We start from the raw sequence: 18,591 nt of genomic DNA on the forward strand, positions 1-18,591 counted from the left end.
GCATCTACGGCTCAACTAACTCGACCCTTAACTCTAACGACCGCCCCAATCTATCGACCACCTGAACCCGATACGCTCCACTCTGTAACGGCTGCCAGAGCCAATCTCGCTGCAACTGTTTTAGCGCCACGGGCCGCTGATCGAGAAACCAGCTCACCGGTAACTCACCGCCACTAAACTGCAACCTCACCGCCTCCCCCTGCCATCGCTGACGCCACAAGCGGCTAACCGGCGGCTGCTGCCACTGCATCCCCCCCCCCTCTGCCTGCGCCCTATCGTTAGGAAAATAGCGTAACCCTAAGGGTAGCTCTGCCGCACTCAGCGCCAGCCACCGCTGCTGCTGCTCAGTTAACCGATAGCGCGGCAACCCCACCTGCGGTAGCTGCTGAAATAGCTGCCACACCAGTGGCGCGGCATCATTAAGCCCAACCCTAGGGCTCGAAAAACCGCCATCCGCCCGCCCGACCCAGACCGCCATCGTGTAGTCGCGGTTATAGCCCACCGCCCACGCATCATGAAACCCGTAACTAGTACCCGTTTTAAGTGCCAGTCGATAGGGCTGCTGGCTAAACCCGATCGGTCTAGCCGCCTCTGCTAACGACTCGGTCACAAAAGCGCTCGCTAGCGGGGTAAATAGCGGCTCTGATATCGGCTCGACAGCAGTCAAGCCATCGGTCGAAAGTAGCTGTAGCGGCCGCACCACTCCATCATCGGCTAGAGCGCTATAGAGCTGTAGTAGCTGTCGTAGCGTCACCCCCACTCCCCCTAGCGCGATCGCTAACGAAGGGGGAGACTGTGAGAGTTGTAGCGCCACCCCAGCCCGCTTTAACTGCTCAATAAACGGCTCACTGCCCACATAGTGCAGTACCTTAACCGCCGGTACATTGAGCGATAACCGCAGCGCCTCACTTAAACTCACCTCCCCATAGAAGCGCTCGGTAAAATTTTTAGGTCGATAATCCCCGCTTGCAAACGGTTGATCGAGCACTATCGTCTGCGGATGCAGCCCCCCCTGCTGCATGGCCAGTGCATAAAATAGCGGCTTAAGGGTTGACCCGGGGGAGCGGATTGCAGCGGTTAAATCGAGATAGCCGTGGCGATCGCTATCGCCATAGTCGCCATGCCCGACCCAGGCGACAATCTCCCGGGTACGATTGTTGACCACCATCGCCGCCAGTGTCGAGTAGCGATCAAGCCGCTGCTGCTCCCGCGAGCTAATTGTCTCTAACTTCCGCTGTATCGACGCCTCAATGGTCGTGATCTGACGGCGACTCTCGGTAGGAATAGCCGACCAGAGATAGGGCAGAGAGTTAGCTGCCCGATACCGCAGCGGCAGTGGCTGCTCTCGCGCTCGCTGATAGTCAGCGACACTAACCACCCCCTGCGCTAATAGCTGCTGCAAAATCGAGTCGCGAGCGGCCAGAGCGTTATCGGGGTGGCGATCGGGACGACGCGCCTCCGGTGCCTGTGGAATCGCCAGCAGCAGCGCTATCTGCGCCAAGGTTAGCCGCTGTGGCTCCTGCTGCCAGTAGAAGCGGGTCGCCGCACGAACCCCCTCCAAGTTACCCCCATAGGGCGCTAACTCCAGATAGCGGCGCAAAATTTGGCGCTTATCCCAACGCTGCTCCAGCTTTAGCGCCGCCCCTAGCTGCTGCAATTTATAGAGGAGTGTTCTGGGGCTAGGATCACTTAAACGCACTAGCTGCATAGTCAAAGTCGAGCCCCCCGAATGGATCGCACCACGCCACAATAGCTGCCCTGTCGCCCGTAACAGGGCTAGCAGATCGACACCGGGGTGGGTCTGAAAACGGCGATCTTCGATAAGCGTTAGAAAGTGCACTAACTGCGGATCGACGCCAGAGAGATCGAGCTGCAAGCGCCAGTAACCATCTGCCGCCAGACGCACCCCCAGCAGCTCCCCTTCACGGCTATAGAGTTCGGTCGCATACTCAAGTGGTTCAAAGAGTGGACGGGGCAGCGCGGCTTGGAGTACCACCCACGCCACGCAACATAGCGCCAGCAGTAGCCCCGCGACGACGATCGCCGACCACAGTCCCTTTAGCCCCTTTCTATCTCTGCCCGTTTGCCCCACAATAACCCAATCGCCCCTAACCGTTACCCTGCAGACTCCCATGAGCGACAACCCCAATCTCGACTGTACGGCCAGAGTCAGTGGCCGCTGGTACGCCGACCCCCTAACAGATTCGCAGGCACAACAGCTAACGATAACAGCAGAGCTGCGGCGTCAACGGGCGCTTAGCCGTGGCCAACGCCACGACACGGCCGATATTATGGCCATGATCGGCCGCTTCTGGTTACAGCAGCGTCCGCAACTGCCGCTGCTGTTCGAGTCGCCCCATGCCACAGCACTCGCCACCCTCATTCAGGGACAGCTACTGATGAGTTGTCGCTATCTGGGGGGGTATGAGGCGTTAGAACGAGGATTTACACAGCTACAGCCCTATCTTGCTCCAGCGGACTACTTTCTGCTCCTAAAGCGGCATCAGCTACTAAAAGAGCTCCCCACTCACCGCGATGGGCTGCCGCCACAATCGCTATCACAGCTCCTACAGACCGCCATGGTCATCCGTCAGCTCTCAAGAGGGTAAAACGGGTAATGAGCTCGGTCAATTTAGCCGCCTCATCAGCCATCGCCTGACTAGCGGCTGAGACCTGCTCCACCAGCGCCGCATTCTGCTGAGTCATGCTCTCCATCTGGGCAATCGCTCCATTCACCTGCGAAATGCCGATCGACTGCTCACGACTAGCGGAGTTAATTTCGCTCATATAGGCACTCACCCGCCCCACGGCTCCCTCAATCTCCTGTAGGGCGTGACTGGTACTATGCACCCAGTGGCTCCCCTCATCGACCTTGGTGAGAGTATTATTAATGAGATCGGTGATCTCTTTAGCAGAGTCGGCCGAACGCTGAGCCAGCATGCGTACCTCAGTCGCCACGACAGCAAAGCCACGACCATGATCACCGGCGCGAGCCGCCTCGACAGCGGCATTGAGGGCTAACAGATTCGTCTGAAAGGCGATCGAATCGATCACCTCAATAATTGCCGTTACCTGCTTTGACGCGGCGCTAATCTCATCCATTGAGGTCAGCGTCTTGGTCGCCACCTCCCCACCGTGGCGTGCTTTAGTGAGGGTCTCACTCACCTGCTGCTCTGCATCGCGCACCCGCTGCTCATTATGGCTGACCGTTGAGGTCAACTCCTCTAAGCTAGAGGCGATCTTCTCGATATTGGCCGCTAAATCGTTGGTTCGTTGACTTAAATCCTCATTGCCGTTGGCAATCTCGGTCGAGGCGGTCGAGATATTATCCGACGCGTCACTCAAGGTATGGATCATACCCATCAGGCTAGCACGCATACGCCCCATTGCAGTCAGTAGCTCCCCTAGCTCGTCGTTGCTATGGGGGATAATCTCACAGGTTAAATCGCCTTCGGCCACCGCATCGGCTAGCTCCACCGCATGGACTAAAGGTTGCAAAATAACTCGTCGAGTGGTTAACCAAGCGGCTACCCCAATTAGGGTCATAATCACCAACAGCGCTATCACCAGCTTTAGCTGAATATTAGCTAGCGCCTCATCTCCCATCGCACGAATCCTCTTTAGTGTCTGCTGCTGTTCACCTATATCGGTTGCCATCACAATCACGCCAATCTTCTCGCCAATAAAATCGGTGACGGGAAAGATCGTCACATAGCGACTCCCCATCATCTGCGAATAGGGCTGCTCTCGCCCCCTATCGAGCAGAGCAGAGCTCACTAGCGGGGTTGTCACCTCGGCACGGGTAGCCGCGGTCAAGACGAAGCGATCATCGAGTCGAGGATAGCGCGTCTGATCCTGTAGCTGTTTTGCTACCGGCAGCAGAGCGCTATCCATATAGACTGCAAACTCGGTTAGCGGATTACTCTGATGCCCCTCCTCAACCACTGGACTAAAGGAGTAGTAGATTTCCGTCGAGCCTAGGTGGGTGCCATCGTTATCAGTAATCGGGGTTATACCACGAATCACAAACCCGCCCCGCCCCACCTCAATACCGATCAGAGGCCGCTTATCACGATTGACCGCCACTACAGTGCTACGAAACGAAGTTAAATCGTCCGAAATATCGACTCTGTTACCCTCACGCACCGTCTGCCAACCATCGCGCCAAGTGCGGACAAAGCTGCGTCCTGTCGGTAGATGGAAATGGAGTCGCAGCTCCTCTAGGCCGGTCGCGGCACGCCACCCCTCTGCTAAGAGTCGCATTGCTTCTCGTAGCTGTAGCCGCGCCCGCTGTACCGTCGGATCGTTCTCATCGTCCATATTGCCCTGATGGGCTAGCCGGTAGGCCGACAGCACCTCCGGCATTTGGCTGAAAAAGGCGACCTCCCCCAACGCCTTTTGAGCAATATGGTCAATTTTGCCGTAAATTTCGTTCATGCGCTTCTCATCGGCACGTTGATAACCGCTGGTTATCAGCTCATCGACCGTCTCACTCTGCTGGTTATTGAGGGATTCGATAATAGCGCTTAAGACCAACACAATGACCACGGTGCCGATTAACAGCGCGAGAATAATGGGTAGCTGAAATTTAGTTTGCACGCGCATCGGTACAGATTACTCCTTAAAATTAGTCTAAATTAACAACAGTCAGTCAGCATAGCACACCCTTTTGCTTTTACCCAACTGCGCCTTCCCTGACTTACCCCAAAAAATACGCAAAGCCACTTGGCATGATCTCTATCGCGCTAACATATTGTTTAGTAAATAATTTTAATTCTCTCGTTCGGATAATCGGCTCCACACCTACCCTATAACCGTAGAGATGCAGTATCATGCACGGCTTAGCTTAAAACCACGGGCAAAATTCAGCAGCGCTTTTGCTGATGAATCGACACCTTTGCTCAACTTAGAATTTAAATTTAGTCAATAGTGTAACATGTAACTTATGTGCGGAATTGTTGGATATATCGGTACCGAGGAGGCCACCACCCTTCTCCTCTCTGGTCTGCGAGAGCTAGAGTATCGCGGCTACGACTCGGCGGGGATGGCGCTAAACGAAACCGATGGCATGAGAAATTTTCGCGCGGTCGGCAAGCTCGATAATCTGCTGCAAAAGGTCGGTGATTACCGAACACAAGGGGCGGTGGCCGCCATTGGCCATACCCGCTGGGCAACCCACGGCAAGCCGACCGAAATGAACGCCCACCCCCACCGCCTCACCCATAGCGCCGTCGTCCATAACGGCATTATCGAAAACTATACCCAGCTACGGCAGCAGGTCAGCACTGGGTTTAGCAGCCAGACCGATAGCGAGGTGATCGTGCATCTGTTTGAGCACCATCTGCAACAAGGTGCCGAGCCACTAAGCGCCTTTCGGGCGGTGCTTAATCGACTAGAGGGGGCCTACGCCATTCTGCTCACCACAGAGCAGGCACCGGAGAAGATCTTTTTTGCCAAACAGGGTAGCCCGCTACAGGTCGGATTTAATAACGGCTGCCACTTCGCCTCCTCCGATGCCGCCATGCTCGACCGCTGTGGGGCCGCAACCTATCTGGAAGATGGAGAGTGGGGCTATGCGACCGCCACTGAACTCCAGCTATTTGATCGAGAAGAAAGTCCCATTACCCCGACGATACACCCCCTCCCCGCCTCCAGCCTCTCGGCGCAAAAGGAGGGGTTTCGCTTCTTCATGGAAAAGGAGATCTACGAACAGAGCGAAGTGGTCAATAGCGTTCTTATGGGACGACTCTCACACCAGGTCGCGCTAGAGGAGCTAGCGCCTGAGTGGTTGCAACCGTTTAGCTCGGTCACTATCTGCGCCTGCGGGACTAGCTACCACGCTGCCCTCACTGCAAGCTACCTTTTAGAGCGACTCTGCCGCCTACCGACCCATGTCGCCATCGCTAGTGAGTTTCGCTACCGCCAGCCGGTACTCGATCCGAATGGACTCTTTATCGTCATCTCGCAATCGGGAGAGACCGCCGATACCCTAGAGGCGCTCAAACTGGTTAAACGGGATCGTATCGCCACCCTAGCCCTCTGCAATGTCGATAACAGCTCCATGGTGCGTGAGGCCGATCGCGCCATCTTACTCCGTGCCGGTATCGAAAAGGGGGTCGCCTCTACCAAGGCCTTTAGTGCTCAGGTCGTTACCCTATGGCTACTCGCCCTCTACTGGGGGCAGATTCGCGCGACCCTCACGCCAGAACAGCTAACGACAGAGATTGAGGCCATGCGCCAAATTCATCGGGTCATGGAGGTTCAGCCGAGTGTGCACGACCGCCTAACTCGCCTCTCTAAGCGCTATCTACACGGCCACGGCTTCTTTTTTATCGGCCGCGATATCTTCTATCCGTTAGCGTTAGAGGGGGCGTTAAAGCTTAAAGAGATCAGCTATCTCCATGCCGAAGGCTATCCGGCCGGCGAGATGAAGCATGGCCCGATCGCACTAGCCGACGCCGAGCTGTTTACCATCGCCCTCATGGGGCGCAGCCTGCTCTACGATAAGATTAGTAGCAATGTCGAGGAGCTCTCAGCACGCGATTCGACCATTATTGCCATCTCCACCGACTATGTCGAACTGGCCGACGATCTGATCCAAATCCGCCCTTATAACCACCCGATGCTAGAGTTTTTTGAGATGCTAGTGGTGGTGCAGCTACTATCGATGGAGATCGCCATTCGGCTCGGTAATGATGTCGATATGCCGCGTAACCTAGCGAAGAGTGTAACGGTAGAGTAGGCGGTACCAATTGCATAAACCACGCCAAGCCGCTAGACTACCCGTCCTCTAACAACCCAACGACAGCAGAGAGTCATGAAAGGTATCATTCTCGCCGGTGGAACCGGCACGCGTCTCCATCCGGTAACGCTCGCCATCAGTAAACAGCTAGTCCCGGTCTATGATAAGCCGATGATCTACTACCCCCTATCGGTGCTACTGCTAGCGGGCATCACCGAGATTTTAATTATCACCACACCAGAAGATAGCGAGTCGTTCCAAAAGCTGCTAGGCGATGGCTCCCAGCTAGGAATATCGCTTCAATATGCGATTCAACCGAACCCCGAGGGTCTAGCGCAAGCCTTCTTAATCGGCGAGTCGTTTCTAGCGAATGAGAGTGCCTGCCTTATCCTAGGCGATAACATCTTCTACGGCCACGGTCTGCGTCAAAAGCTACAACATGCCACAACCTTTCAGAGCGGCGCGACGATATTTGGCTACTATGTGAACGATCCGAAGCGCTACGGCGTGGTCAGCTTTGATGCCCAAAATCGGGTACTCGATATTGAAGAGAAGCCAACCGAACCGCAATCAAACTACGCCGTGACCGGTCTCTACTTCTACGATAACCAAGTGGTCAAGATGGCCAAGCAGGTCAAACCCTCGGCACGGGGTGAGCTGGAGATTACCGACCTCAATCGGCTCTATCTGCAACAGAACCAGCTACGGCTAGAGAAGTTAGGGCGGGGGAGCGCTTGGCTCGATACCGGCACTCACGATTCGCTGCTCGATGCCTCCAATTTTATTCAGGTGATTGAGGCGCGACAGAATCTCAAAATCGCCTGTATCGAAGAGATCGCCTACCGCATGGGCTATATCGATAAAGCACAGCTACTGATGCTCGCCAAGCCACTACAGAAGAGCGGCTATGGTGACTATCTCATTCGAGTTGCCAACACCGCTGCAGAGTTTGAATAATGGAGTTTCTACCGACCCAACTTGCTGAAGTTATCCTAATTAAGCCCCAAATTTTTGGCGATGAGCGCGGCTTTTTTATGGAGACCTACCACCAACAGAAGTTTCGTGACGGGGGCATTGAGGCCCATTTTGTGCAGGATAACCACAGCCGCTCTGTTCAAGGCACTCTGCGCGGGCTTCACTACCAGATAGCCCAGACCCAAGGCAAATTAGTACGGGTAACCCATGGCGAGGTCTTTGATGTCGCGGTCGATATCAGAGCAAGCTCCCCCACCTACGGCCAGTGGGTCGGAGAGACGCTCTCAGCTGAGAACCGCCACCAGCTCTGGGTACCAGAGGGGTTTGCCCACGGCTTCTATGTCTTAAGTGAGCGTGCTGAGTTTACCTACAAATGTACCGCTCTCTACGCCCCAGAGCATGAGCGGGCTATTCTCTGGAACGATCCTGACATCGGTATTGCGTGGCCACTACTCAACGGCTCTGCGCCGCTACTCTCTGATAAAGATAGTGCTGCCCCACGGTTAACTCAGGCCGAGATATTTGCCTAAAAAAGGTTACCATTCAAAGCAAGGAGCGAATTCTCTACTATGTCCCACACCCCAAAAAATCTGCTAATCACCGGTGGTGCCGGCTTTATCGGTAGTAACTTTATCCACTACTGGCTCAAACAGCACCCCGAGCAGCGGCTGATCGTGCTCGACGCCCTCACCTATGCCGGCAATCGAGCCAATTTAGCAGCGGTCGCACAACATCCACAGCTCACCTTTATTCACGGCGATATTCTCGATACCCCCTTAGTCGAACAGCTACTGACCGAGCACCAGATCGATACCCTAGTCCATTTTGCTGCCGAGAGCCATGTCGATCGCTCCATTCACGGCCCTGATGCCTTCCTTAAAACCAATATTGAGGGGACTCACAGCCTGCTTAAAGCAGCGAAAAAGATCTGGCTCGATCAAGTCTCCACCCAGACCGACGCCCACCGCTTTCACCATGTCTCTACCGATGAGGTCTATGGCACTCTGAAGCCGAACGATCCCCCCTTTAGCGAAACCACCCCCTACCGACCTAACTCCCCCTACGCCGCGAGTAAGGCGAGCTCCGACCATATTGTGCGCAGCTACCACCATACCTATAGCCTAAATACCACTTTTAGCAACTGCTCCAATAACTATGGCCCCTACCAGTTTCCTGAGAAGTTAATCCCCTTAATTATCGCCAACTGCCTCGATGGCAAACCGCTTCCGATCTATGGCGATGGTCAACAGATTCGTGACTGGCTCTATGTCGATGATCACAATCGCGGTATTGACCTGATTATCCATCAAGGAGAGATCGATAACAGCTACAATATCGGCGGCAATAACGAGTGGACTAATCTCGATATCGTCACCTTAATCTGTGAGCTGATGGATCAGCACCACCCTGAGGGTGCCCCCCACCAGAGGCTCATTACCCATGTTAAAGATCGCTTAGGCCATGATCGCCGCTACGCCATTAACGCCGACAAAATCACAACTCAGCTCGGTTATCAGCCACAAGAGAGCTTTGAGAGCGGGATTCGCAAGACTATTCAGTGGTATCTTGACAACGAGAGCTGGTGGCGGGCGGTCATGGATGGCAGCTATCGGCAGTGGTTAGAGACCAACTATTGAGAGCCCTCGCAGCCAAAATCGTCGGTTGGTGTTCATTTCGAAATCTAGTCAACGCTGATTAACAACAGTCAGAATAACATCAATCACAAACTGCACCACACTCTCATCGAGTCCCGGATACATTGGCAGGGTCAAACATCTTGAGTAGTAAATTTCAGAGTTATAAAATCTTTCAAATGGGTAGTTGTATAGCTGCTTGTAATAGGGCTGATGATAAATGGGGATATAGTGAACTTGGCAATGAATTTTAAACGATTTTAATATATCGAAAACCAAATTTCTCGTTTTTGCACCCTCAGTAAATTGTAGGGTGTATAGGTGATGACACACGCTCTGATTAGACGGGTTTGGGGGCAAAATCAACTTATCGGAAGTTGAGAATGCTCGATGATAGGCATCAAAAATAGCCTCTCGTCTCTCTTTAAAACTATCCAATTTTTTTAGTTGAGATAGACCTAAAGCACACTGAAAGTCAGTCATGCGGCAGTTAAAGCTCAACTCATCCATCTCATAGTACCAAGGACCATCATGTTCATAGAGAAAGTCGGGACGCCTCGATACACCGTGACTGCGCATTCTCCTGACTCTAGCGGCAAGCTCATCGCTATTTGTTAAAACAACCCCCCCCCTCCCCCGTGGTGATAGTTTTAACGGGATGAAACGAGAAGATAGCCGCATCGGTATGGGCACAGCTACCGCACTGATAAGCGATACCGCTATCATCTTTGTAAGTCGTTCCTATGGAGTGAGCCGCATCCTCAATCACATAAAAACCATATTTTTTTGATAACGCATAAATGGTTGGTAAATCGGCAGCAACGCCGGCAAAATCGACCGGAATAACCACCTTAGGAATCGCCACCGTCTCACAATAGAGCTCTAGTTTTTCTGGGGATAGAGAGAGAGAGGCCATATCGATATCGATAAAGTCGCTCCTGCCGCCACAAAACTCAACACAATTGGCCGAAGATAGAAAGGTGATAGGCGAGGTAAGCCCCAAATCCCCAGTTTCTATCTTCAAGCCTAAGCAGGCTAAGTGGAGTGCGGTCGTTCCATTAGCGCAGACAATCGCGTGTTTCGCGCCGGTTAAGTCGGCCAGCGCCTGTTCAAACTGTCGTGCCATATCTCCTGTGGTAATAAAAGGGGATTGTAGTACCTGTTCCTAAAAACCTAAGCAAAGTTGCTCATGGCGGTTTTTGGTAATTCGCTCTCCGTTGATAACACCCTTGCGGGCGAGCAACTGGAGTCCTGGTTGAGCAGTCCCAACCGGATGGCCGGTCAACACCGGCAACATGGGCAGTTTCAGCCATCGAAACCCAGCTTGCGCCATAAAAATTGCCTCGACGTTCATCCTGAACAGAGAACAACCTTGCGATTCGACTTCGACTCTAACCATGGCACGCAAAACTTTCGCGCTTGTAGATAACCTATCTACGGTGGAAAATTCTAATGACAAATAAATAAAAAATCAAGAACTGTTTTTTGCTCTTTTACCGCGTCAATATCATCCTCAGAAATCTGTTGCCGACCGTAAGATAGCTCAACTTCAAGGCTATCGAGATAGTCGATAACTTCACGGTTATGCTGAAAAAACTGTTGTGAAAACAGGTTTTTCCTTGGGGTTGCGACAGGTTCGATGACGCTGGCCTCTGACATGACACTGCCTCCTTTCGACGATAGTATAGTCTGCATCGACTGATTCTACCCCTAAGAGGGATGGGTGTCATGTCACTTTTGTGCTGGAATGCCTGACCGGTTTTGGCTCTCAGCTTTCGTGACACTGAACAGAGAGACGTCGGCGGGCAGCGGGTGTAATCACACAAAAAAACAAGGGTTATTTTTTCTTCAAAATCATTTAGTTAAAGGGGTTGACATTATCCGACTATTTCACTAAGTTATAGCCCATGGGCAGTCGGTTCTGAACCGCTGCAACCCACTCTTTCCTAACTTCATAACTATGGGAGACTATGGTATGGCGAAACCGATGTACGAAACCCCGATGCTGGACGAACTGGAGAGCGGCCCTTGGCCTAGCTTTGTGACCGGTCTAAAGCGTCTTGCTAAAGATAACGACATGATGGTTGACCTCCTCGGTCAGCTCGAAACCTCCTACCGTACCCGTAAGGGCTACTGGAAGGGCGGCACCGTCGGTGTTATCGGCTACGGCGGCGGGATTATCCCCCGCTTCACCGAACTGAAAGATGAGCACGAAAAGCCGCTCTTTCCAGCAGCGGCCGAGTTCCACACCTTGCGGGTCATGCCCCCTCCTGGGATGCACTACGATACCAACACTATCCGCAAATTCTGCGATATTTGGGAAAAATATGGCTCCGGCCTCATCGCCTTCCACGGCCAGTCGGGCGATATTATGTTCCAAGGGTGCAGCACCGACAATGTCCAAAAGGCGTTTGATGAGCTCAACGAGATGGGCTTCGACCTCGGCGGTGCCGGCCCGGCTGTTCGTACCGGCATGAGCTGCGTCGGTGCCGCTCGCTGCGAAAACTCCTGCTTTGACGAAGGGCGTACCCTGCGGATGTATGTCAACGCCTTCTTAGATGATATGCACCGTCCGGCGCTACCCTATAAGTTCAAGTTTAAAGTCTCTGGCTGCCCGAACGACTGCATGAACTCAGTCCAGCGGGCCGATATGGCCACCATCGGCACTTGGCGTGACGACATGAAGGTCGATCAGGCCGAAGTCAAAGCCTATGTTGACAAAGTTGGCCGCAAATATGTGATCGATAATGTCATCACCCGCTGCCCAACTCAGGCGCTGTCACTCAATGATGATGACACCTTAACGGTTGATAATCAGAACTGTGTCCGCTGCATGCACTGCATTAATGTCATGACCAAAGCGCTCTCACCTGGCGATGATAAAGGCGTCACCGTCTTAGTCGGTGGTAAGCGGACTCTGAAGATTGGCGACCTCATGGGCACGGTCATTATTCCGTTCCACAAGCTCGAAACTGACGAAGATTTCGAGTATCTCGAAGAGCTAGCGGGTGAGATTATCGACTTCTTCGCCGAAAATGCACTAGAGCATGAGCGTACCGGAGAGATGATTGAGCGCATCGGTCTGGTGAACTTCCTCGAAGGGATCGGCCTTGAGATCGACCCCAACATGATCACCAACCCACGAATGAACCCCTATGTTCGTACCGATGGTTGGGATGAAGAGGCCGAAAAGTGGTTTGAGCGTAAAGCCTCTGCCGCCTAGCCCCATCCCCCTTCTTCCCCCTGCCTTTTGGTTTTAATCCCCGCAAACGGTCGTTTGCGGGGATTTTTTATGGTCTCTACCTAATCAGCCATTGGCGTTAGAATACGGTAGTGATACGATTACGCCATGTCGGATGCCAGCTTAAAAAACCAACTCCTCATCGCCACCCCCTCGTTAGGTGATTCGCGCTTTAAACATAGCGTTATCTATCTGTGCGAACATAATCGTGAGGGGGCCTTTGGGCTCGTTATTAATCAACCCACCCCTATTACACTGCAAGAGATTTTGCAGCAGATGGAGATTGACCTAACCCCCGCTAGTGATTTCGCCTCACAGTCGATTTTGGTGCTTGACGGCGGCCCAGTGGACCAAGGGCACGGCCTAGTCCTGCACCAGCGGCAGCAGCTATGGCGTTCAACCATGGCCATCTCTAGCGATCTGGCAGTCACCACGTCACGCGATATTTTGGAGTCGATTGCCGCCGATCCACTACAACCTAACTATCTAATGACACTCGGCTATGCCGGCTGGGGGGCTGGGCAGTTAGAACAGGAGCTGTTACAAAATAGCTGGCTCAATGTCCCCGCCTCGCTAGAGCTACTATTTAATACCCCCTACGACTCCCGCTGGGAGATGGCGACCCGCCAGCTCGGCTTTGATCCCGGCCAACTCTGCGAAGCCGGCCACGCCTAAGATGGTAAAGCCCTTAACCCTATTGGGATTCGACTACGGCATCCGCCGGATCGGTGTCGCCATCGGCCAGCAGATTACCGCCACCGCCCGACCACTGACCACGCTCACCTCCATCGGGCAGCAGCCCGACTGGCGAGCCATTGAGCAACTCATTGAGACATGGCGACCACAACGGCTACTAGTCGGCCGTCCGCTACACATGGATGGCACCGAACAGCCATTGACTGCCCGCTGCGACAAATTTGGCCGCCAGCTACAAGGGCGCTTTACCCTACCGCTAGAGTGGTTCGATGAGCGACTTAGCTCCTACGAAGCGGAACAGGAGCTACTAGAGAGCACCAAGCGCTACACCAAAGCGCAGATTGATGCGTTAGCCGCCGCCAAAATGGTACAGAGTTGGCTCAACCAACAACCCACCTTCCTAACCCGACCTCCCGATCTGGAACCACCTTATGAGTCACCACCGTAATAGCCTCCTCGTTGAAGAGGCGACGCTGATCCAACAGACAGCCTACGCTAGCGAGCAGTACCGGTTAACACTGCACGCCCCTAAAATTGCCAGCCGCGCCCAAGCCGGAACCTTTGTCCACCTTAAGTGCGCCCCGTCACTACCGATGCGTCGTCCAATCTCGATTATGCGTGCCGATCCCGATAGTGGCACGCTAGAGCTACTCTATAAAGTCGTCGGCGAGGGGACTCGACAGTTAAGCCTACGCCAAATCGGCGAGAGCCTAAGCCTCATTGGCCCAATTGGCAGGCCGTTTCAACTAGATCAAAACTACCCCAGACCCCTACTCATTGGCGGCGGAGTCGGCATGCCACCGATGATCTACTTAGCAGAGACCCTCTACCGCCAATTTAACGCCACGATGCAGCCGCTAGTGATCTTAGGTTCAGAGCTCCCCTTCCCCTTTCAGAGCGAGCCGTCGAAATTACTCCTGCCAGGACTACCTACGGAGGTGATCGCCACCCTGCCGCTGCTAGAGTCGTGGGCTATTCCGACACGATTAACCAGCCTACAGGGCTATCCTGGCTGCTATAACGGCTATGTCACCGATCTTGCTCGTCTCTGGCTGAACCATTTAACCGCAACGCAACAACAGCAGGTGATGCTCTTTAGCTGTGGCCCGACACCGATGCTCAAAGCAGTTGCGGCACTAGCGCAGGAGTATCGACTACCGTGCCAGATATCATTAGAGGAGTATATGGCCTGTGGGATCGGCGGCTGCGCCGGCTGTGTGGTTGAGGTGAAGAGTAAACAGGGGGTGCAGATGCGCCGAGTCTGCGTTGATGGCCCAGTCTTCAATGCCGATGAGGTACTCTTTTAGAGCGCAAAAGGCCCGTTGCGGGCCTTCTGTGCTACCGGCTACGAAGAGGTTAGATATAGAGAGTAATGTCGGCTTGGCCGGCAAACTCAAAGAAGGTAGCGGCACCGCCAAACTCTACACCGTCAATAAAATCGGATGGATTCATATCGAACAGATCCACAGTCATTTGACAGGCAACAAATTTAACTTCCGCCTCTTGGCACAGCTCGCGTAGCTCCTCCACTGAGGCCACGCCTTTGCTCTTCATCTTCGACTTCATCATTGAGGTCATCATCGACTGCATTCCCGGTAGAGCCTGCAACAGCACCGGCATCGGCATCGGCATCGGCATCCCTGGATTGCCAAGCGAGGTGACCTGCAGATCGAGTTTTTTCTTCAATGTCTGCAAGCCATAGAAGGTAAAGAAAATTTCCACCTCATAACCGAGCGCAGCTGCGGTTGAGGCAAGAATGAAGGGAGGATAGGCCCAGTCCAGCGTACCCTTGGTAGCAATAATTGCCATTTTTTTTGGTTCAGACATAGGATCGATTCCAGTGAGATTGGGTCAAACAGAAAACAACCCGCATCAACGGGTTGTCATATCGTTGTGGTGATAATAATCAGGCTTTCTTGATCAAGAAGACAAACTTGCCGCCCTCTTCACCCGATTCGACCAGCTCATTACCGGTCTGTTTGCAAAAAGCCTCAAAATCTTTTACCGAACCAGGATCAGTCGCCACAATGCGCAGTGTCTGACCGGCAGAGAGTTGGGCAATCGCCTTTTTGGCACGCAAAATGGGCAGGGGGCAGTTTAGACCCGATGCATCAAGTTCCTGATCAAAATTGGACATAATTTTCTCCTCTGTCGTCTGTGACATCGTTAACAAAATGCTCGCCAACCAAAATGGCCAGAGAGCGAAACCAGCGGTTTACCTTAATATTACGCCACAAATTTATGCCAAATGGCGTCATAAAGCAAGGATAAACATAACTGTCGAGCCTTAAATAGCCCATAACGGGCCTTTAAATGATCGGTTTACCACTGCGAACCCAAGCCACAATTCCCCCCACAAGGTTATAGCAGTTATCGAGCCCTTGGTTAGTGGCAAAGGCGCACGCCTGCGCCGAACGAGCACCGGTGCGGCAGTAGAAGATCACCCTCTTATCGCGCGGTAGAACGGCCATTTTTAGGGGTATCAAGTGCAACGGGATCGCCTCTCCCCCCTCGATTTTTCCCTGCTGCACCTCCATTGGGCTTCGAACATCAATTAGAACATAGTCTTGTGAACCCTCTTGCCTCAACTGGTCGAGCTGTTCTACATCCATTTCGTTTATTTGAAACATATCGGCTAACCTAACCTACCACTGTAAATATTATAGATTGCTTATATTCTATGGGCTCGACCGCCGCGACGCAAGCGTGATTAACAACCAATGATTGTAGTTAGCGGCAGTTCACGGCATACTCTCCCCTTGGTAATCAAACTCCCCCCCTTATTGAGCCTATCTGTCATGCCAATACCCAACTTTGCAGCCTCTGCCTACCGCCATATCGAACGCCTCAACCCTAGTCGGCTTAACGACTTTATGCCGCTCTACCTACAGCAGCAGCCTGTCGGCTGGGTAACACCCCAGTTCGCGACCGAGCTGTGTCGGCAGCGAGAGGTGTTTCAACTTCGCACCGCACGGAGTCCCTATGGGCACGCTCTGTGGCTCGAAGAGGATTTCGCCACCCCAACGGCCCTAACCCACTGGCTAGATCAGCTCAACAGTGAACTGATCGATGCTGGGCTATTTAGCCACACCACGGGGGAGTACTACCCACTAGGGCCTAGACGCAGCCTGCCAGTCGGCTTAATCGACCGAGCCTGTGTTGCCCGCTACGGTATCCGTAGCTATGGCCAGCATCTAAACGGCTATGTGATCGACGATAGCGGCAATATGTCGATGTGGATAGCTAAACGGGATAACAACCGTTTTCATGAGCCGGGAAAGCTAGATCAGCTCGTTGCCGGCGGAGTTCCGGCTCAAATCTCGCTAGCACAGAATCTGCTTAAAGAGTCTCAAGAGGAGGCCTCTATCCCCGCAGAGCTAGTCAGACAGGCGAAAGCTGTCGGCACTATCAGCTACTGCGCGGCAACCGAGGGTGGACTCAAACCCGATCTCATCTTCAACTACGATCTCCAGCTACCACAACACTTTACCCCCCACAACAACGACGGCGAAGTGGAGCGGTTTATGCTGCTCCCTATCGCTGAAGTTGCCGAGCGGGTACGCGACACCGACCAGTTTAAACACAACTGCAATCTCGTGATTATCGACTTTCTGCTCCGCCACGGACTCTTATCGGATGAAGAGGAGCTCTATCCGGAACTCGTTAGCGGCCTCCATCCAGCACTGCCGTAAGTAGTTGGCTCTGCAACGGTACGCCAAAGCGATGCAGTAGGGGTGCCCAGTCACTAAAACCGCCTAGCTGTAGTAGCAGCGCCGGATTCGACTCTAGCGCCTCGCTACGAAGTGGTAGCTGTAGCAGCGCTTGTTGCCATGTTGTCACATCGATCTCCCCCCCACTCAGCGCCTGCCCCACCCAGCTCTGCCACTCACACAGAGCGAGCAGAGCCGGTCGCTGCCGACAGAGACAGAGCGAGCCCTGCTGTTGTAGCTCAAACCCCAGTGGCACCAATCGCTGTAATGTCTCTTGCGCCAGCGCCCGTTGTAACTGAAATCGTGGCGGAAAGTGCTGTAGCTGCGGCTGCCACATTGAGGCTAACGCTGACTGAGCCAGACGCAGTGACAGTGTATCGAGTAGATACTCCGCGCTCTGCCACCGTACCACGACAAATCGCTGCTGCACCACCATCAGCTTGAGGGAGTCGGCTGCCGTTCGGGGAATCAGCGGGGGAGAGAAGAGAGGGGGAGAGGCCTCATTAACAGCGACTGTTGTGCTAGCCACATCCACCGCCGCCGACTTCTCAAACGAGCGAGTGAGGGGTCTGTTAGAGGGGGGGATCGCCTCCCTCCCCTGCTGCAGGGCACTACGAAGCGCCGCTGCAATAAAATCGTGTACCATCCGACTCTGCTGAAAACGCACCTCGGCCTTGGTCGGATGAACATTGATATCGACTTCAGAGACCGGTAGCTCTAGCCGTAACACATAGGAGGGGGTTGCTCCCTCAACTCCAGCGAGTAGAAACGCCTGTCGTATCGCATGGGTCATCACTCGGTCGCGTATGGTGCGCCCATTCAGAAAAAGATAGTGATAGCTCGCCCCACTCTGCTGCCCCCCCTCAGCGACCCAACCATCTAGCACCATTCGGCCAACGCGATAACAGATCTGTAGCGACTGCTGCAAGAAGGGGCGTCCTATTAGCTGCTCTAGTCGTGGCAGCAGGTTATCCTCCTCGACCGCCTTAAGAGCCCAGAGTAGCTTGCCTTGGTGGATCAGGCTCATATTGACCCGGGGGTGGGAGAGCGCTAGGCGGCGCAAAGTATCTTCGCACTGCAATAGCTCTGTCCGCTCGCTACGCAAAAAGCGCTTGCGTGCCGGAGTATTATAGAATAGCTCCCTAACCACCACTTCAGTACCTAAAGGGAGCATCACCGGCTTCACGACTGAACCTTTTAGGTTATCTACCTTTAGCCCCATCTCAGCCTCAAGACGGCGACTCATGAGCTCCACTCTAGCCACAGCGGCAATACTGGCCAACGCCTCACCACGAAAACCGAGTGATTGAATCGCAAACAGCTCATCAATAGAGCTCAATTTACTAGTCGCATGGATCTGCAGTGCCAGCGCCATATCGTCAGGATGGATACCGACACCATCATCGCGAACCCGAATCAGACGAGTCCCCCCCCCCTCCAGCTCAACCGAGAGGGTACGGCACTCGGCATCAAGACTATTTTCGACCAGCTCCTTCACTACTGAGGCGGGCCGCTCGACTACCTCTCCGGCAGCAATTTGGTTAGCTAACAGAGGGGGGAGGAGCTGAATCCGTCGCTCACACGACATATCGA

The 18,591-nt window shown here is 53.7% G+C and carries 20 protein-coding genes; 10 read left to right on the forward strand and 10 right to left on the reverse strand.

Translation table 11 applies throughout. The features are described 5' to 3' along the window. Positions 1-4 precede the first annotated feature (4 nt). Complete coding sequence (gene pbpC, locus D5085_05090; GenBank protein QEP42562.1) at positions 5-2,134, reverse strand: penicillin-binding protein 1C; 2,130 nt, start codon at positions 2,132-2,134, stop codon at positions 5-7. Between pbpC and D5085_05095 the strand changes: the two genes are divergently transcribed. Next, positions 2,133-2,609 (forward strand): hypothetical protein, encoded by a 477-nt coding sequence (locus tag D5085_05095; protein QEP42563.1) that lies wholly within the window; start codon positions 2,133-2,135, stop codon positions 2,607-2,609. The two genes, pbpC and D5085_05095, sit on opposite strands and share 2 nt — an antisense overlap. Here D5085_05095 and D5085_05100 read toward each other — a convergent pair. Beyond that, positions 2,584-4,605, reverse strand: a complete 2,022-nt coding sequence (locus D5085_05100; GenBank protein QEP42564.1) for a HAMP domain-containing protein — start codon at positions 4,603-4,605, stop codon at positions 2,584-2,586. The genes D5085_05095 and D5085_05100 overlap by 26 nt on opposite strands. Before the next feature lie 340 nt (positions 4,606-4,945). Between D5085_05100 and glmS the strand changes: the two genes are divergently transcribed. From glmS to rfbB, 4 genes are all read left to right on the forward strand, one after another. After that, positions 4,946-6,742, forward strand: coding sequence for a glutamine--fructose-6-phosphate transaminase (isomerizing) (gene glmS, locus D5085_05105; protein QEP42565.1), 1,797 nt, complete (start codon positions 4,946-4,948; stop codon positions 6,740-6,742). A gap of 75 nt (positions 6,743-6,817) precedes the next feature. Beyond that, positions 6,818-7,699, forward strand: a complete 882-nt coding sequence (rfbA, locus tag D5085_05110) for a glucose-1-phosphate thymidylyltransferase (protein ID QEP42566.1) — start codon at positions 6,818-6,820, stop codon at positions 7,697-7,699. Continuing rightward, positions 7,699-8,247, forward strand: coding sequence for a dTDP-4-dehydrorhamnose 3,5-epimerase (rfbC, locus tag D5085_05115; protein QEP42567.1), 549 nt, complete (start codon positions 7,699-7,701; stop codon positions 8,245-8,247). Before rfbA ends, rfbC begins: the two co-directional genes overlap by 1 nt. Positions 8,248-8,286: 39 nt before the next feature. Continuing rightward, on the forward strand, positions 8,287-9,354 hold the full coding sequence (rfbB, locus tag D5085_05120) for a dTDP-glucose 4,6-dehydratase (protein ID QEP42568.1): 1,068 nt from the start codon (positions 8,287-8,289) through the stop codon (positions 9,352-9,354). A 48-nt stretch (positions 9,355-9,402) separates the two neighbouring features. On the opposite strand, the gene D5085_05125 is transcribed toward rfbB, so the two are convergent. The 4 genes from D5085_05125 to D5085_05140 are packed head-to-tail and all read right to left on the reverse strand — an operon-like array spanning position 9,403 to position 11,010. Continuing rightward, a complete protein-coding gene (locus D5085_05125) occupies positions 9,403-10,077 on the reverse strand; it encodes a hypothetical protein (protein ID QEP42569.1) in 675 nt (224 codons plus the stop codon). Next, complete coding sequence (locus D5085_05130) at positions 9,959-10,477, reverse strand: aminotransferase class I/II-fold pyridoxal phosphate-dependent enzyme (GenBank protein QEP42570.1); 519 nt, start codon at positions 10,475-10,477, stop codon at positions 9,959-9,961. Before D5085_05130 ends, D5085_05125 begins: the two co-directional genes overlap by 119 nt. 39 nt (positions 10,478-10,516) lie before the next feature. After that, positions 10,517-10,750: a hypothetical protein gene (locus D5085_05135; protein ID QEP45060.1), complete on the reverse strand. Its 234-nt coding sequence runs from the start codon at positions 10,748-10,750 to the stop codon at positions 10,517-10,519. A 50-nt stretch (positions 10,751-10,800) separates the two neighbouring features. Then, positions 10,801-11,010: a hypothetical protein gene (locus D5085_05140; GenBank protein QEP42571.1), complete on the reverse strand. Its 210-nt coding sequence runs from the start codon at positions 11,008-11,010 to the stop codon at positions 10,801-10,803. A gap of 316 nt (positions 11,011-11,326) precedes the next feature. Between D5085_05140 and dsrA the strand changes: the two genes are divergently transcribed. The 4 genes from dsrA to D5085_05160 all read left to right on the forward strand — a co-directional run bounded on the left by dsrA (position 11,327) and on the right by D5085_05160 (position 14,595). After that, positions 11,327-12,574, forward strand: a complete 1,248-nt coding sequence (dsrA, locus tag D5085_05145) for a dissimilatory-type sulfite reductase subunit alpha (GenBank protein ID QEP42572.1) — start codon at positions 11,327-11,329, stop codon at positions 12,572-12,574. Positions 12,575-12,700: 126 nt separating this feature from the next. Beyond that, a complete protein-coding gene (locus tag D5085_05150; protein ID QEP42573.1) occupies positions 12,701-13,267 on the forward strand; it encodes a YqgE/AlgH family protein in 567 nt (188 codons plus the stop codon). A gap of 1 nt (position 13,268) precedes the next feature. Continuing rightward, positions 13,269-13,736, forward strand: coding sequence for a Holliday junction resolvase RuvX (ruvX, locus tag D5085_05155; GenBank protein QEP42574.1), 468 nt, complete (start codon positions 13,269-13,271; stop codon positions 13,734-13,736). Further along, on the forward strand, positions 13,720-14,595 hold the full coding sequence (locus tag D5085_05160) for a dihydroorotate dehydrogenase electron transfer subunit (GenBank protein ID QEP42575.1): 876 nt from the start codon (positions 13,720-13,722) through the stop codon (positions 14,593-14,595). The genes ruvX and D5085_05160 overlap by 17 nt, the downstream gene beginning before the upstream one ends. A gap of 49 nt (positions 14,596-14,644) precedes the next feature. Here the strand turns inward: D5085_05160 and D5085_05165 are convergent, their stop codons facing one another. The 3 genes from D5085_05165 to D5085_05175 all read right to left on the reverse strand — a co-directional run bounded on the left by D5085_05165 (position 14,645) and on the right by D5085_05175 (position 15,918). Continuing rightward, positions 14,645-15,115 carry a peroxiredoxin family protein gene (locus D5085_05165; protein QEP42576.1) on the reverse strand — a complete coding sequence of 157 codons (471 nt, stop codon included), beginning with the start codon at positions 15,113-15,115 and terminating at the stop codon, positions 14,645-14,647. Between the two features lie 79 nt (positions 15,116-15,194). Next, positions 15,195-15,425: a sulfurtransferase TusA family protein gene (locus D5085_05170; GenBank protein ID QEP42577.1), complete on the reverse strand. Its 231-nt coding sequence runs from the start codon at positions 15,423-15,425 to the stop codon at positions 15,195-15,197. Positions 15,426-15,597: 172 nt separating this feature from the next. Then, positions 15,598-15,918, reverse strand: coding sequence for a rhodanese-like domain-containing protein (locus D5085_05175; GenBank protein ID QEP42578.1), 321 nt, complete (start codon positions 15,916-15,918; stop codon positions 15,598-15,600). A gap of 90 nt (positions 15,919-16,008) precedes the next feature. Here D5085_05175 and D5085_05180 point away from each other — a divergent pair, with 90 nt between their 5' ends. Next, positions 16,009-16,980 carry a DUF4743 domain-containing protein gene (locus D5085_05180; protein QEP42579.1) on the forward strand — a complete coding sequence of 324 codons (972 nt, stop codon included), beginning with the start codon at positions 16,009-16,011 and terminating at the stop codon, positions 16,978-16,980. On the opposite strand, the gene mutL is transcribed toward D5085_05180, so the two are convergent. Then, on the reverse strand, positions 16,952-18,586 hold the full coding sequence (gene mutL, locus D5085_05185; GenBank protein ID QEP42580.1) for a DNA mismatch repair endonuclease MutL: 1,635 nt from the start codon (positions 18,584-18,586) through the stop codon (positions 16,952-16,954). The two genes, D5085_05180 and mutL, sit on opposite strands and share 29 nt — an antisense overlap. Between the last annotated feature and the right edge of the window lie 5 nt (positions 18,587-18,591).

It is taken from the genome of Ectothiorhodospiraceae bacterium BW-2, assembly GCA_008375315.1.
Lineage (GTDB): Bacteria > Pseudomonadota > Gammaproteobacteria > Thiohalomonadales > Thiohalomonadaceae > BW-2.

Excerpts from the sequence above, each read along its gene's own strand:
- D5085_05175 (QEP42578.1), bottom strand. The coding sequence starts at position 15,918 with ATGTTTCAAATAAACGAAATGGATGTAGAACAGCTCGACCAGTTGAGG.
- mutL (QEP42580.1), bottom strand. The coding sequence starts at position 18,586 with ATGTCGTGTGAGCGACGGATTCAGCTCCTCCCCCCTCTGTTAGCTAAC.
- rfbC (QEP42567.1), top strand. The coding sequence starts at position 7,699 with ATGGAGTTTCTACCGACCCAACTTGCTGAAGTTATCCTAATTAAGCCC.
- rfbA (QEP42566.1), top strand. The coding sequence starts at position 6,818 with ATGAAAGGTATCATTCTCGCCGGTGGAACCGGCACGCGTCTCCATCCG.
- D5085_05165 (QEP42576.1), bottom strand. The coding sequence starts at position 15,115 with ATGTCTGAACCAAAAAAAATGGCAATTATTGCTACCAAGGGTACGCTG.
- D5085_05140 (QEP42571.1), bottom strand. The coding sequence starts at position 11,010 with ATGTCAGAGGCCAGCGTCATCGAACCTGTCGCAACCCCAAGGAAAAAC.
- pbpC (QEP42562.1), bottom strand. The coding sequence starts at position 2,134 with ATGGGAGTCTGCAGGGTAACGGTTAGGGGCGATTGGGTTATTGTGGGG.
- dsrA (QEP42572.1), top strand. The coding sequence starts at position 11,327 with ATGGCGAAACCGATGTACGAAACCCCGATGCTGGACGAACTGGAGAGC.
- rfbB (QEP42568.1), top strand. The coding sequence starts at position 8,287 with ATGTCCCACACCCCAAAAAATCTGCTAATCACCGGTGGTGCCGGCTTT.
- D5085_05125 (QEP42569.1), bottom strand. The coding sequence starts at position 10,077 with ATGATAGCGGTATCGCTTATCAGTGCGGTAGCTGTGCCCATACCGATG.
- ruvX (QEP42574.1), top strand. The coding sequence starts at position 13,269 with ATGGTAAAGCCCTTAACCCTATTGGGATTCGACTACGGCATCCGCCGG.
- D5085_05130 (QEP42570.1), bottom strand. The coding sequence starts at position 10,477 with ATGGCACGACAGTTTGAACAGGCGCTGGCCGACTTAACCGGCGCGAAA.
- D5085_05100 (QEP42564.1), bottom strand. The coding sequence starts at position 4,605 with ATGCGCGTGCAAACTAAATTTCAGCTACCCATTATTCTCGCGCTGTTA.
- D5085_05170 (QEP42577.1), bottom strand. The coding sequence starts at position 15,425 with ATGTCCAATTTTGATCAGGAACTTGATGCATCGGGTCTAAACTGCCCC.
- D5085_05150 (QEP42573.1), top strand. The coding sequence starts at position 12,701 with ATGTCGGATGCCAGCTTAAAAAACCAACTCCTCATCGCCACCCCCTCG.
- D5085_05095 (QEP42563.1), top strand. The coding sequence starts at position 2,133 with ATGAGCGACAACCCCAATCTCGACTGTACGGCCAGAGTCAGTGGCCGC.
- D5085_05135 (QEP45060.1), bottom strand. The coding sequence starts at position 10,750 with ATGGTTAGAGTCGAAGTCGAATCGCAAGGTTGTTCTCTGTTCAGGATG.
- D5085_05180 (QEP42579.1), top strand. The coding sequence starts at position 16,009 with ATGATTGTAGTTAGCGGCAGTTCACGGCATACTCTCCCCTTGGTAATC.
- glmS (QEP42565.1), top strand. The coding sequence starts at position 4,946 with ATGTGCGGAATTGTTGGATATATCGGTACCGAGGAGGCCACCACCCTT.
- D5085_05160 (QEP42575.1), top strand. The coding sequence starts at position 13,720 with ATGAGTCACCACCGTAATAGCCTCCTCGTTGAAGAGGCGACGCTGATC.